Here is a 13,154-nt window from a genome sequence, read left to right on the forward strand (position 1 = left end):
CTCGTGGATGATCTTACGAGCGGGGAGGCAGGATCGGCAGAGGCTCTGCACGTCCAACAATGAACGCGTAGGAGAATGCACCGACAACAGCCATGATGGCGGCCATCAGGAAGGACGGCGTATAGCTGCCGTTGAACTGATCCAGCAGGAAGCCGAACAGGAACGGGCTGATGATGCCTGCAATGTTCGAAGCGAAGTTCTGGATGCCGCCAATCGATGCCACATGGCGCGAGCTTGGTGCAACGTCGGCTGGCAGGGACCAGATCGCGGTCGCTGCGATGGCAAGGCTGCTATAGGAAATCGCCAGGAAGAACAAAGCTGCATAGAGCGATTCAACCAGCGCTGCCGGAAGGATAGCTGCGCCGCCCAGCATGCCGCCGACCATGACGATCTTGCGCACGGTGGTGACATTCGCGCCGCCGCGGATGGCGCGGTCGGCCAGAAGGCCGGCGATCCAGGCGGTGACGACAGCAGCGATGCCCGGCAGCATGCCATAAAGGCCGAGTTCTGCGAGGTTCAGGCCGCGTGCGGTCTTCAGATAGGTCGGGAACCAGGTCAGGAAGAAGTAGATGACGAAGTTCAGGCAGAAGAAGCCGAGCATCATGCCCCAGACCGTGCGGTAGCGGAACAGGTCTGCCCAACGGATTTTCTGTGCTTCTTCGCTGTCATTGTCGTCGGTGCGGGCGCCGTTCTGGATGATGTATTGACGTTCCAGATCATTGGCGCGCGGATGTTCCGACGGATCGCGATAGGTGACGTACCAGAAGAAAGCCCAGACGAGGCCGACAGCACCCAGAATGACGAAGGAATAGTGCCAGGTCGCAAAAGCGATGATCGAGGTCACGATCGGCAGCGCCAGAACTGTACCAACGCGCGAGCCGGAATCGATCACTGCCGTTGCAAAGGCGCGTTCGCTTCTCGGGAACCAGCGCGAAGCCGCCTTGGTTGCTGCCGGATAGGCCGGTGCTTCACCAGCGCCGAGGAAGAAACGGACGGTGAAGAACGACCAGAAGCTGTTGGCGAGCGGGGTGACAGCGGTGAATATCGACCACCAGATGGCGGCGAGCGAGAAGCTCTTGCGCGCGCCCAGCTTGTCGGTGATCCAGCCCGCAAACAGCATCATGCCGTCATAGGCCCAGAAGAAGGCGCCAAGGATGAGGCCCTTCTGCGTGTTGGTCAGGTTCAGGCCCAGTTCGGAATCGATGAAGGGCAGAGCCACGCTCATATTGGCGCGATCGAGATAGTTGATCGCGATGCCGATAAAACACATGAAAAGTATGAAATACCGGAAGCGGCTGGCGCCGAAAGGCGCCTTGTTTGAAGTGTTCATTCCCAATGTCCTCCCGGGATATGTCTTCGCGGTTCGAATGGTAATCAGAGCGGCTGCATTGCTGTAACCGCTCTGACGGGTTGTTTATGCGTATGTGATCTGCAAGGTCAGGCGGGCAGGGCCACGCCGTATTTTTCAGCCATTTCGCCGAATGACTGCCATGTTACCGGGTCGATGGTGACACCGGTGTGTTCGCGCTCATCGGCAACGCGCCATTCGCGGTCGCCCGGAGCCATAACGGTGCAGCCTTCGCGCGCTGGTGAGTTGCGCAATGTTTCGAGATAACGGGTCATGCCTGCGTCGAACACATCGCGCTCGATAAAGGCTTCCGGCTTGATCGCCAAAACGAAAGCGCCCATGCCGCGCGGCGTCGCAAAATCCGGGCCGCCCATCGGGGCAATATCGAAGCTGAGCTTCATGCCGGTCAGAACGGCACTGAGAATTTCCGCAACACCGGCAAGCGCTGCACCCTTGAAGCCGAATTCGCCGCCCAGCGGCGCAAGCATTTCGACCGCTTCTGCGTCGCGCGTGTCCACACCGTTGAGATCGGAGGCAACGCCCTGCGGCAGCTCGACGCCGAGGCTACGATAGAGCATCACGCGGTTATAGGGGATCGAGCTTGTGGCCATATCGAGTAGCCATGGATTTTCATCGGTGGTCGGCACGCCAACTGAAATCGGATTGGTGCCGTGAAACCGCATTGCGCCATCGTGAAGGCGTACGAAACTGTCGGAATTGCAGACCGCCACACCGATCCGGCCCTGCCGCGCGGCTTCCAGCGCATAGGCTCCAGCGGCAGCGAAATGCGAGCTGTTCTGAATGGCGACCGCGCCGATGCCGAACTGGTCGGACAGAGCGATGGCGCGATTCATGGCGGTATAGGCCGCCAGAGCGCCATGGGCATCGTCGGCATCAAGCGTTTCAATCGCGCCGAAGCTGCGCACGGCCTTGAGATTGGGGGTCTTGTTGACGCGACCGCCAACGAGAGCCGTCACATAATGCGCGAGAAGGCGAACGCCGTGGCTATCCACGCCGTAGCGTGTACCGTGCATCATGGCGCGCGTCGCCGCATCGGCGGTCGCGGCATCTGCTCCACATGCCGAAAAAACCTCACGGCAAAACCGTTCCAGCGATGCGAGCGAGAACGTGGCCTGATCAACTGCCTGTTGCACTATGAAACTCCTCCAGCCATAATGTATTGTGCATGCACTATACGAATTAATGGGGAGACGCAATCCGGGATATATTAGCGGGCAGCGCTGGTAGGGAGGATTGGAAGAATTGGGGCCTCTTAGAGTATCCCTTCACCGTTCACGTAGATGAACCATCAATCCATAAACCATACTGGACTCAATGGGTTGTGTATGAGCTTATCCGTCCCGACATAGGCGGGAGCATGCCTGTGTGTAGTTGGGGGTATCTGGGGGATATCGCGGGGCTTGCCGGACAAAATAACAAAAAGCCGGAAGCATTCAGGGGAGGAAATCGACATTATGCGGAACATCGCACCAAAACTTTATCAGCGCGCGCGTGACAGTCTGGCGGCTGATATTGCCAATGGCGCCATCCCGGCGACCAGGCGACTGACGGAAAGCTGGGTCGCGGAACTGTTCGGCATCAGCCGGGCACCAGCGCGCCAGGCCTTGGCGGAACTGGAACAGCGCGGCCTCATTCGCAAGGCGGATGGGCGCGGCTATGCGATTGCCGAGGAAGCGGCGACGAACAGGTCTGGCCGTTCAAACGGCGACCCCCTTGTCAGGCAGAGCAAGAACAGCCGCATGCAATTCATGCCCAGCTGGCAGCTCATCTATACCGAAATCGAAAGCGAGATTTTCGCCCGCACATCGCTGGACGGTTGGCGCGTCAACGAGCTGGCCCTGGCAAAGCACTATGGTGTCAGCCGCACGGTCGCGCATGACGTCATGGCCCGGTTGCAGCAGCGCGGCGTTATCCAGAAGGATGCGCGTGGCCGCTGGCTGGCACCGGCGCTGACTGACAAGCACATCCACGACCTGTTCGAGTTGCGATGGGTGCTTGAGCCGCTCGCGCTTGAAAAGGCTCTGCCGCGTTTGCCCGAGGGACTTCTGGAAAGGGTCCGCCGGAATCTGGATGAAGCGGTCGCCTCTCCGTTGGTTGCAGGCGAAACGCTGGATCGGCTGGAACAGGAACTGCATGTCGAGCTGCTTGGCCATTGCGACAGCGCCTCCCTGCTGGAGGCGGTGCGACTGCCGCAGACCCTGCTCGTCGCGCACCATTTCCTGTATCAGTGGACCTCAGGACTTTTCGCGTCGGAACCGTTTCTGCCGGAGCATGTTGAGATCGTCACGTGTCTTCAGACCAACAATCTGGCCGGGGCACAGCGCGCGCTCGTGCATCATCTGCAAATCTCGCACGAACGCGCTATGCTGCGCATCAATACGCTGGCCAGCACAATCCGGCCGCGTGAACTGCCTTATCTCGAACGGCAGTCAGGATGCTGATTTAGCCCTGAACCAGCGCCAGCGCCCGCACTGGCGATCCCGTACCAGCAACGAACTTCAACGGTGCGGCGATCAGGATCGCGCCTTTTGCCGGAAGCTGGTCGAGATTGCTGAGGCTTGCGAGGCCGTAGCGATTGGCTTCATGCAGCAGATGGTGTGCCGGGAAGGGCGGGGTCATGCCGCCAGCCGAACCAGCATCGGTGCCGATGGTTTCCTGACCCCAACCGATGATCCCCTTGGACAGGAGGTAGCGGATCGCTTCCGCTGTCGGTCCGGGCGAATGCGGACCGTTCTCGTCGGCATTCAGGAATGTCTCGGTCGAGCCATTGCGCTTGTACCAGTCGGTGCGCAGGATCACCCACGAGCCAGCTTCAATCTCGCCGTGCTCAGCTTCCCATTGCTGGATGCTTTCCACCGTGAGGAGATAATCCGGGTTGGCGGCTGCTTCCGAAGAGCGGTCGATCACATTGACCGGCGCGACGAAATTCTGCGGCGGGATGGTGTCGGTCGTGTTGTTGGAATGATCCTTGCCCGTGACCCAATGGCTCGGCGCGTCGAAATGGGTTCCCGTGTGTTCGCCCAGCTCGATCCAGTTCCAGGCCCAGAACGGACCGTCCTGATTATATTTGCTGATCTCGTGGATCTTCACATTCGGTGTGTTCTTGCCGAATTGCGGCGGAAGATAAAGCACCGGCGTGTCGGGTCCGAGCGGCGCGGTAATATCCACGACCTTGATCGATTGCGATACCAATGCGGATGCGAGACCGGTGAGAACGGATGTCTCTTTCATAGTTTCCCTCGTCTTTACCGCGCTCGACCCAGTGTGGGCGGAACTGCGGATTTGTGTAATGGCTTCTGTGAGCCTTGAGAGGAAAGCTATGCAATATCATATGACTTTGCAAGTAATTAAGCGGTCCGAAACGACTTTCCGTACAGGCTTATCGAGCCTGTAATCCTGCTTACTAGGACATTTTCTTGAATGCAGAAATCGCGGCTAGAACGAGAAATATATGCATTTAGAAATAAAATGCCGCTTGTGCTGCATTTCGTGCGGATGAAGGACAGTTTCCCCGTCCTCAATCGGCTGTCAGGTCAATTATTTAAGGCTTGAAATATTTTTCGGCAAACGCGAATCTTAAAGCATGGTGTGGCTCGATTCCTGAGCCTGACCAGCGTGCGGTTGAACAAAGGAAATTGGCGTGTCGGTGGATTTCGAGATCATAGTCAGCGAGGATCATGAAAGCGAAAAGCCGGAATTGCGCCTTTGGCTGCGCATGTTGTCCACGACCAAGCTGATCTCGCAGGAAATCAGGCGGCGTCTGCGCAACGAATTCGGTGCAACACTCCCACAATTCGATTTGCTGGCGCAGCTCTATCGCGAGCCGGACGGCTTGCGGCTGGGGGAATTGTCACGCCGCACGATGGTGACGAACGGCAATGTCACCGGGCTGGTAGAGCGGCTGGAGACCGAAGGTCTGGTCAAGCGCGAGACACCGGGTGCCGATCGCCGCGTCACGGTTGCCCGTCTGACGGATCAGGGCATTTCGGTTTTCAGCCAGATGGCCAGCGCCCATGAGGGCTGGTTGCGGGAAATGATGGCCGACGTCGATCACGATGTCATCCAGATCCTGCTGGCCGATCTCGATCCGCTGAAGAAGTCGGTGCGAAACCATCTTTCCGGAGCGGAAGACGAGTAAGCCGCCTTCCGCCTGCCGGTTTTTTACTTCGCCTGATCGCCTGTTGCGAACATTGTTGCAAACAGGGGGCCGCCCTTGATCGAGGGAAAGCCGTAGCCGTTGACCAGAACGAGATCAATGTCGTCGGAATGGCGTGCGATGCCTTCTTCAAGCAGCGCTTTTCCTTCATTCGCCATGGCGGCGAGCAGGCGCTGCATGATCGCTTCATCGCTGAAACTGCGAGGAACTATGGCGTTGCGCGTGCGGTAATCGTCGATCAGCGCGTGAACGTCCGGGTCGCTGGTGCGAACACCGTCCGCATAGCGATACCAGCCGAGACCGGCCTTGCGCCCAAAGCGCCCCGCTTCGCATAATTTGTCGGCAACGTCGAAATAGGGCAGGTTGGGATCGCGGTTTGCCGCCGCTCTCTTGCGCCGCGCCCAGGCAATTTCCAGCCCGGCCATGTCGTAAACCGCGAAGAGTCCCATCGGAAAGCCATAGGCTTCCATGGCGCGGTCGATATCTTCGGGATAGGCGCCTTCGGCCAATATTTTCTCGGCTTCGGTGCGATAGGCCGAAAACATCCGGTTGCCGATAAAGCCTTCGCAAACACCGGTAACGATGGGCAGCTTCTTGATCTTGCGGGCGAAGGCGATGCCGGTTGCCAGCGTCTCGTCGGAGGTCTCCGCGCAGCGCACCACTTCCAGAAGCCGCATAATATTGGCTGGCGAGAAGAAGTGCAGGCCCAGCACCCGGTCGGCGTGGCTTGTCACGGCGGCCAGTTCATCCGGATTGAGATAGCTTGTATTGGTCGCGAGAATGGTTGTGGCAGGCAGCAACGCATCAAGCTCGCGGAACAGCGATGCTTTGACGGTGAAATCATCGAACACGGCCTCGATGACGAGATCGGCATCCGCCAGTGCAGCCATATCGGCGCTGACAGTGAGCTTTGCACGTTGAGCGTCTGCGGCTTCGGTGGAAAGCCTGCCCGTATCGACGGCCTTCTGGATCATGTCGCTGATCCGTGCCTGGCCCTTGGCTGCTGCTTCCGCAGTCGTTTCATAGCCGATGACCTTATAGCCAGCGGCAAGACAGGCGACAGCGATGCCAGATCCCATCAGGCCGGTCCCGGCAATGCCGATCGCGGAAAGCGCCCGAGGCTTCGCCTCAATACCTTCTACTTTTCCAGCGGCGCGTTCGGCGAAAAACAGATGCCGCAAGGCGGCTGCTTCCGCGCTGTCGCGCAGGCGAATGAAGGTTGTCCGTTCTTCGGCCAGACCGTCGATAATCGCGTTCGTTGTCGAGAGTTGGACCAGCCGCGCCGCTTCACCGGGAGCGGTCGCGCCGCGCGCCTTCTTCAGAATTTTGGCCTTGGCCTGTTCAAAGGCGGCTGCATCGGGCGCGGTAACGGGCAGATCGCCGGTCCGGCGGACCGGCTTGCCGACCAGCGCATTGGCGAGCGCGATAGCGTCGGCCAAGAGATCGCCGACCGATATCTGGTCGATGAGGCCCAATTGCAGCGCTTCATCCGGGGCAATCTGGCGTCCGGTGGCGATCATATCGAGTGCTGCGAGCGGCCCGATTAGTCGGGGCAGGCGCTGCGTGCCGCCAGCGCCGGGCACGATCCCAAGCTTGACTTCCGGCAAGGCGAAGGAGGCGCTGGTCGATGCGACACGGGCATGCGCCGCAAGCGTAACTTCAAGCCCGCCGCCCAAAGCGGGGCCGTTGATCGCGGCCACCACGGGCTTGTCGGCGCTTTCGATGATCGTGATCACATCCGGCAATGTCGGTTCAACCGGCGGCTTGCCGAATTCGCGAATGTCCGCCCCGCCGATGAAAATCTTGCCTGCACCGCTTAGCACGGTCGCACGGATCGCCGCTTCGGCAGAAGCATAGCGAATGGCTGCGGCAAAACCTTTGCGCACATCAGCGGATGTGGCGTTGACCGGCGGGTTGTCGACCGTGACGACAAGAATGCCGTCGACAACTGTGCCTGTCACAGCGGGGGAGAATTCGCGTCTATCGACCATGGTTGCCTCAGTCCGGTATAACGGCAAAAGCCTGTATTTCGATCTTGGCCCGGTCTTCGACTAGCGCGACAACCTGCACCGCCGCCATTGCGGGGAAGTGCTTGCCGATCACATCGCGATAGGCGCGACCGATGCCTTTCAGATTGGCGGTATATTCAACCTTGTCGGTGAAATACCAGGTCATGGAAGCGATATGCTCCGGCTTGCCGCCAGCTTCCGCCAGAATGGCGACGATGTTCTTCAATGTCTGCTCGGTCTGCTCGACGAAATCGTCGGTCTCGAACTGTTGCTGTTCGTTCCAGCCGATCTGGCCGCCGATGTAGACGGTGCGCCCGCGGGCTTCAACGCCGTTGGCATATCCGATAGGGCGGGCCCAGCCTTGCGGCTGAAGGGTCTTATGCATGTCGTGTCTCCAGAAAATGCGCGCGGTGGCGGGCTTTAATTTGCCTTCAGTAGTTCGCGCGCGATAATGAGTTTCTGCACTTCCGTTGCGCCCTCATAGATGCGAAGTGCGCGGATCTCGCGATAAAGCCGCTCGGCGATTTCGCCACTTTTCACACCGCGACCGCCAAACATCTGCACGGCCTTGTCGATGATTTGCTGGGCGTTTTCCGTCGCAACCATCTTGGCCATTGCGGCTTCCTTGGTCGTGTTCAGCTTCTGAACGTCGCGCCGCCATGCTGCGCGATAGGTCAGAAGCGCAGCGGCGTCGATATCGGTCGCCATGTCTCCAAGCGTGGCCTGCGTCAGCTGCAAGTCGGCCAATGCACCGCCGAACATCGGGCGCGACCGCGCATGGGACAGCGCCTCGCTGGCTGCACGGCGTGCAAAGCCAAGTGCCGCTGCCGCAACCGATGCGCGGAAAATATCGAGCGTGCGCATGGCGATCTTGAAGCCCTCGCCCGGCGCGCCGAGGCGACGCGAGGCCGGGATGCGGCAATTGTCGAAGCGGATCGTAGCCAGCGGATGCGGCGCAATCACATCGATGCGCTCCGCGATGGAAAAGCCGGGATCGGTAGCAAAAACCACAAAGGCCGAAATGCCCCGTGTTCCGGGCGCTTCGCCCGTGCGTGCAAAGACGGTGTAGACATCGGCGATGCCGCCATTGGAAATCCAGGTCTTTTCACCGTCGAGCACATAATGGTCGCCATCGACTCTGGCGGCGCAGCTCATCGCGGCCACGTCGGACCCCGCCAGTTTTTCCGAAAGGGCAAAAGCCGAAATCCATTCGCCGCTTGCCACTTTCGGCAGCACGGCCTGCTTGAGTTCGTCCGATGCCGTCAGGCTGATCGCGCCGGTGCCGAGGCCCTGCATGGCAAAAGCGAAATCGGCCAGACCGTCATGATAGGCCAGTGTCTCGCGGGCAATGCACAGCTTGCGGGAATCGATCCCTTCGCCGCCCGTCAGGCTGACCGCCGCTTCCAGCAGCCCGGCTTGGCCCAGCGCTTTCACCAAAGCGCGGCAGGCATTGTCGGTATCGCTGTGATCGACATCGGCCAGCGCCGGGCTCGCTGCAAAGGCATCGAGCTTCACGGCCCAGTCGGTGTGATTTTTTTCAAAAAAAGGCCAGTCGAGATGCTCCCGCGCGAGCGGTTTTGCTGCGGAACTATCCATCGTCAGTTCCCCTCGAAAACGGGCTTCTGCTTGGCTGCGAAAGCCTCGAAGGCGCGACGGAAATCCTGCGTCGCCATGCAGATGGCCTGCGCCTGTGCTTCCGATTCCACCAGCTCTTCAATGCCCATCGCCCATTCCTGATTGAGCATGGTTTTGGTCATGCCATGCGCGAACCATGGGCCATCGGCGATGTTGCGCGCCAGCGCTTCGGCCTTGCCGATGAGGTCGCCCTGCGGATGCAGCGCATTGAAGAAGCCCCAGCGCTCGCCTTCGTCAGCGCTCATGAAACGGCCGGTATAAAGCAGTTCCGATGCGCGGCCCTGACCGATCAGTCGCGGGAGAATGCCGCATGCGCCCATATCTGCGCCCGCGAGACCGACGCGGGTGAAGAGGAAGGCTGTCTTGGCTTCCGGTGTTGCGATGCGCAAATCCGATGCCATGGCCAGAATAGCGCCAGCACCAGCGCAAATGCCGTCAACGGCGGCAATGATCTGCTGCGGACATTTGCGCATGGCCTTGACGACATCACCCGTCATGCGCGTGAAAGCCAGAAGGTCGGGCATCGCCATTTTGGTCAGCGGTTCAATGATCTCGAACACATCGCCGCCCGACGAGAAGTTTCCGCCAGCGCCGGTCAGCACGATTGTGCGCACGTCGGAGGCATAGACGAGATTGCGAAACAGGTCGCGAAGCTCGGCATAGCTTTCGAATGTCAGCGGATTTTTGCGGTCCGGGCGGTTCAGGGTCAGCGTTGCAACGCGCCCGTCTTCGCTCGTCTGCCACAGAAAATGCTCGGCCTGATAATCCTTGAAAGGCTTCAGATTGCTCGCCATCGAAATTGTGCCGTCGTTCATCCTGCCATTACCTCCCCACCGGCGATTGCTATCGCCTGTCCAGTTATCGATTGCGCGCCGGGCGATGTGAGCCACAGCACGGTTTCAGCCACTTCCTCCGGCTGTATCAGGCGTCCCTGCGGGTTCGCCTTGACGAATTCTGCCAGGACATCGTCCTCCGACCGCCCGGTCTTCGCGACAATGGCCTGGATCGAACGAGCAATGATCGGCGTATCGGTAAAGCCCGGGCACACGGCATTGACCGTCACGCCCTTACGGGCCAGTTCCAGCGCCAGCGCTCTGGTCAACCCGACGACCCCATGCTTTGCAGCGCAATAGGCCGAGACATAGGAATAACCGCTCAGCCCCGCCGTCGACGCGATATTGATGATGCGCCCGCCTTTGCCGCCCGCCTTGATGTCATCGAGGGTCGCCTGCGTCACATTGAAGACGCCGGTCAGATCGACGTCGAGAACGCGGCTCCACATATCGAGACTGGTTTTCTCGAAAGGTGCGCTCGGCGCTTCCCCGGCATTATTAACAAGAATGCTGACAGGCCCGAATGCGGCGCGCGCACCGTTCAGGCCGGTCTCAATGGCTTCGCGGTTTGTCACATCAAAACCATCGGCAATGAAGCATCGCTGCCAGTCCAACAGGGCGGCAGTTGCTTCCAGCGGTTCGCGGCGGCGGCCCGCCAGGGTCACATTCGCCCCGGCGCGCGCAAGACCGACCGCGATAGCAGCGCCGATGCCGCTACCGGCACCGGTAACCAGCGCATGTTTGCCAGAAAGGGCAAGGTCAACAGCCGGATCGTTCATCGCAATCTCTCCGTTATCTCACCGGCTCTATTTCGCGCCTTGTGGTGCTGCGGCTGCGCGGGCGAGATTGGCTTCATACTGATACTTGCTGGAGCGATATTGCTTCGGCCACGCGATGGAGTTGATACCGATCTTTGCCGCCTCATGCAGCGCCCATGCCGGATCGGCAAGATGCGGGCGTGCCACGGCACAGAGATCGGCGCGTCCAGCGGCGATGATCGAATTCGCATGATCAGCTTCCGAAATCGCACCGACGGCAATCGTCGGAATGTGGATTTCGTTGCGGATCTTGTCGGAGAACGGAGTCTGGAACAGACGGCCATAGACCGGCTTTTCTTCCTTCCAGACCTGACCCGACGAACAGTCGATCAGATCGGCGCCTGCGGCCTTGAACATATCCGCGAAGATGGCTGCATCTTCCGGCGTGTTGCCGCCTTCAAACCAGTCGTGGCAGGAAAGACGAACCGAGATCGGCTTATCCTGCGGCCAGACTTCGCGGACCGCGTGGAAGACTTCCAGCGGATAGCGTGCACGGTTTTCATAACTGCCGCCATATTCGTCGTCGCGCCGGTTGGTGAGCGGCGACAAGAAGCTCGACAGAAGATAGCCATGGGCACAGTGCAGTTCGAGCCAATCGACGCCAGCTTCTGCCGCGCGTTTGGTGGCGGCGACGAAGTCCGCTTTCACCCGATCCATGTCGGCGCGGTCCATCGCCTTCGGCGTCTGGCTGTGCTTGAGGTAGGGGAGGGCGGAGGCAGACAGCAGCGGCCACGCGCCGTCGTCCAGCGGCTGGTCAATGCCTTCCCATGCAAGCTTGGTCGCGCCTTTACGTCCGGCATGGCCGATCTGCATAGCAACCTTGGCATTGCTGTTGCCGTGCACGAAATCGACAACGCGCTTCCAGCCTTCGGCCTGTGCGTCGTTCCAGACGCCGAGACAGCCGGGGGTGATCCGCGCATCTGGTGACACGCAGGTCATTTCGGCAAAGACCAGTCCCGCACCGCCCATGGCGCGGCTGCCCAGATGCACCATATGGAAATCGTCGATCAGGCCGTCGGTTGCGGAATACATTGCCATTGGCGACACGACGATGCGGTTTGGCAGCGTCACGCCGCGCAGCGTATAGGGCGTGAACATTGGCGGCAGGCAACGCTCGTCTTCCGTCACGTTCAGCCCCTGCTTGCGGGCAAACCAGCGCTCATAGCCTTCGAGCCAGTTCTTGTCGCGCAGACGCAGATTTTCGTGGCTGATGCGTTGCGAACGCGTCAGCATGGAATACATGAACTGTTCCGGCTCCAGCGTGTCGGCATAACGTTGGCCGACGACCTCGAACCATTCCATGGCGTTGCGCGCAGCATTCTGAATGCGTGCAACATCGACCCGGCGGATCTCCTCATAGGCATGCAGCACTTCAGGAATGCCTTCCTTGCCGTGACCGAGCTTCTGGAACTGGTTGGCCAGTTCAATCGCGTCGTCGATGGCAAGTTTGGTGCCAGATCCGATGGCGAAATGCGCGGTATGGGCTGCGTCGCCCATCAAAACCACGTGGGAATTGCCGTTGAAGTGGCTCCATTTTCCGCAGATCAGGCGGTTGAAGTTCAGCCAGGCCGAGCCGCGCATATGGCGCGCATTGGTCATCAGCGGTACGCCTTCCAGCGTCTCCGCAAAAAGCTTTTCGCAGAAATCGATGGAGGCAGTCTGGTCCATCTGGTCCAGCCCGTGCGCCAGATAGGCTTCCTCGGTGGTTTCGATGATGAAGGTCGAGGTCTTGTCGTCGAACTTGTAGATATGCGCCTGGAACCAGCCGTGGTCGGTCTTGCGGAAATCGAAGGTAAAGGCGTCGAACAGCTTTTCCGTGCCAAGCCAGATATAGCGATTGGGCCGCACGATCAGATCGGGCTCGAACACATCCTCATAGCGATTGCGAATACGGGAGTTCAGGCCGTCCGAAGCGATGATGAGATCGGCATCGGGGAAATCGAGATCGCTTTCCACGTCGGTTTCAAACTGAAGCTTCACGCCCAGCGCTTCGCAGCGCAGCTGAAGAATGTTGAGCAGCCGCTTGCGGCCGATGCCGACAAAGCCATGACCGCTGGTGCGCTGGCGCGTGCCCTTGAACAGTACCTCGATATCATCCCAGTGATTGAAGGCGTCCTGAATTTCGGCTGCACTTTCCGGGTCCCAGACCTTCATGGACTCCATGGTCGCGTCGGAAAACACCACACCCCAGCCGAAGGTGTCATAGGGGCGGTTCCGTTCCACAACCGTAATGTCATGCTCAGGATGAAGCTTCTTCATCAGAAGGCCGAAATAAAGGCCAGCCGGACCTCCTCCAATACACACGATACGCATGTCGAGTTCCCTTTCCGATTT

11 protein-coding genes are annotated in these 13,154 nt (G+C 59.6%); 2 read left to right on the forward strand and 9 right to left on the reverse strand.

The window, feature by feature from the left end:
* Positions 1 to 13 precede the first annotated feature (13 nt).
* Complete coding sequence (locus ACTJKP_RS14430; protein ID WP_078338185.1) at positions 14 to 1,330, reverse strand: MFS transporter; 1,317 nt, start codon at positions 1,328 to 1,330, stop codon at positions 14 to 16.
* Positions 1,331 to 1,437: 107 nt separating this feature from the next.
* The gene (locus ACTJKP_RS14435) at positions 1,438 to 2,502 is read right to left on the reverse strand and encodes an Ldh family oxidoreductase (RefSeq protein ID WP_440631125.1); all 1,065 of its coding nucleotides are present in this window, start codon (positions 2,500 to 2,502) and stop codon (positions 1,438 to 1,440) included.
* 321 nt (positions 2,503 to 2,823) lie between these two features.
* Here ACTJKP_RS14435 and ACTJKP_RS14440 point away from each other — a divergent pair, with 321 nt between their 5' ends.
* On the forward strand, positions 2,824 to 3,810 hold the full coding sequence (locus ACTJKP_RS14440) for a GntR family transcriptional regulator (RefSeq protein ID WP_440631126.1): 987 nt from the start codon (positions 2,824 to 2,826) through the stop codon (positions 3,808 to 3,810).
* Position 3,811: 1 nt separating this feature from the next.
* Here the strand turns inward: ACTJKP_RS14440 and ACTJKP_RS14445 are convergent, their stop codons facing one another.
* A complete protein-coding gene (locus ACTJKP_RS14445; RefSeq protein ID WP_138786196.1) occupies positions 3,812 to 4,600 on the reverse strand; it encodes a cyclase family protein in 789 nt (262 codons plus the stop codon).
* A 415-nt stretch (positions 4,601 to 5,015) separates the two neighbouring features.
* Here ACTJKP_RS14445 and ACTJKP_RS14450 point away from each other — a divergent pair, with 415 nt between their 5' ends.
* Complete coding sequence (locus tag ACTJKP_RS14450; protein ID WP_235889847.1) at positions 5,016 to 5,507, forward strand: MarR family winged helix-turn-helix transcriptional regulator; 492 nt, start codon at positions 5,016 to 5,018, stop codon at positions 5,505 to 5,507.
* Between the two features lie 23 nt (positions 5,508 to 5,530).
* Here ACTJKP_RS14450 and ACTJKP_RS14455 read toward each other — a convergent pair whose 3' ends face one another.
* The 6 genes from ACTJKP_RS14455 to ACTJKP_RS14480 are packed head-to-tail and all read right to left on the reverse strand — an operon-like array spanning position 5,531 to position 13,133.
* The gene (locus ACTJKP_RS14455) at positions 5,531 to 7,516 is read right to left on the reverse strand and encodes a 3-hydroxyacyl-CoA dehydrogenase NAD-binding domain-containing protein (RefSeq protein ID WP_440631127.1); all 1,986 of its coding nucleotides are present in this window, start codon (positions 7,514 to 7,516) and stop codon (positions 5,531 to 5,533) included.
* Positions 7,517 to 7,523: 7 nt separating this feature from the next.
* Positions 7,524 to 7,919, reverse strand: a complete 396-nt coding sequence (locus tag ACTJKP_RS14460; RefSeq protein ID WP_138786194.1) for a RidA family protein — start codon at positions 7,917 to 7,919, stop codon at positions 7,524 to 7,526.
* A gap of 35 nt (positions 7,920 to 7,954) precedes the next feature.
* Positions 7,955 to 9,130 carry an acyl-CoA dehydrogenase family protein gene (locus ACTJKP_RS14465; protein WP_440631128.1) on the reverse strand — a complete coding sequence of 392 codons (1,176 nt, stop codon included), beginning with the start codon at positions 9,128 to 9,130 and terminating at the stop codon, positions 7,955 to 7,957.
* 2 nt (positions 9,131 to 9,132) lie between these two features.
* Complete coding sequence (locus ACTJKP_RS14470) at positions 9,133 to 9,984, reverse strand: enoyl-CoA hydratase family protein (protein WP_138786192.1); 852 nt, start codon at positions 9,982 to 9,984, stop codon at positions 9,133 to 9,135.
* A complete protein-coding gene (locus ACTJKP_RS14475; RefSeq protein WP_078338193.1) occupies positions 9,981 to 10,781 on the reverse strand; it encodes an SDR family NAD(P)-dependent oxidoreductase in 801 nt (266 codons plus the stop codon). Before ACTJKP_RS14475 ends, ACTJKP_RS14470 begins: the two co-directional genes overlap by 4 nt.
* Positions 10,782 to 10,808: 27 nt before the next feature.
* Complete coding sequence (locus ACTJKP_RS14480; RefSeq protein ID WP_440631129.1) at positions 10,809 to 13,133, reverse strand: bifunctional salicylyl-CoA 5-hydroxylase/oxidoreductase; 2,325 nt, start codon at positions 13,131 to 13,133, stop codon at positions 10,809 to 10,811.
* Positions 13,134 to 13,154 lie beyond the last annotated feature (21 nt).

Origin of the sequence: Brucella sp. 22210 (assembly GCF_052045675.1) — a bacterium.
In the GTDB taxonomy this organism is placed as follows: Bacteria; Pseudomonadota; Alphaproteobacteria; order Rhizobiales; family Rhizobiaceae; genus Brucella.

What these genes read in the sequence shown, in the direction of transcription:
- ACTJKP_RS14430 (WP_078338185.1), bottom strand. Translation starts at nt 1,330, where the DNA reads ATGAACACTTCAAACAAGGCGCCTTTCGGCGCCAGCCGCTTCCGGTAT.
- ACTJKP_RS14470 (WP_138786192.1), bottom strand. Translation starts at nt 9,984, where the DNA reads ATGAACGACGGCACAATTTCGATGGCGAGCAATCTGAAGCCTTTCAAG.
- ACTJKP_RS14445 (WP_138786196.1), bottom strand. Translation starts at nt 4,600, where the DNA reads ATGAAAGAGACATCCGTTCTCACCGGTCTCGCATCCGCATTGGTATCG.
- ACTJKP_RS14475 (WP_078338193.1), bottom strand. Translation starts at nt 10,781, where the DNA reads ATGAACGATCCGGCTGTTGACCTTGCCCTTTCTGGCAAACATGCGCTG.
- ACTJKP_RS14465 (WP_440631128.1), bottom strand. Translation starts at nt 9,130, where the DNA reads ATGGATAGTTCCGCAGCAAAACCGCTCGCGCGGGAGCATCTCGACTGG.
- ACTJKP_RS14455 (WP_440631127.1), bottom strand. Translation starts at nt 7,516, where the DNA reads ATGGTCGATAGACGCGAATTCTCCCCCGCTGTGACAGGCACAGTTGTC.
- ACTJKP_RS14440 (WP_440631126.1), top strand. Translation starts at nt 2,824, where the DNA reads ATGCGGAACATCGCACCAAAACTTTATCAGCGCGCGCGTGACAGTCTG.
- ACTJKP_RS14460 (WP_138786194.1), bottom strand. Translation starts at nt 7,919, where the DNA reads ATGCATAAGACCCTTCAGCCGCAAGGCTGGGCCCGCCCTATCGGATAT.
- ACTJKP_RS14480 (WP_440631129.1), bottom strand. Translation starts at nt 13,133, where the DNA reads ATGCGTATCGTGTGTATTGGAGGAGGTCCGGCTGGCCTTTATTTCGGC.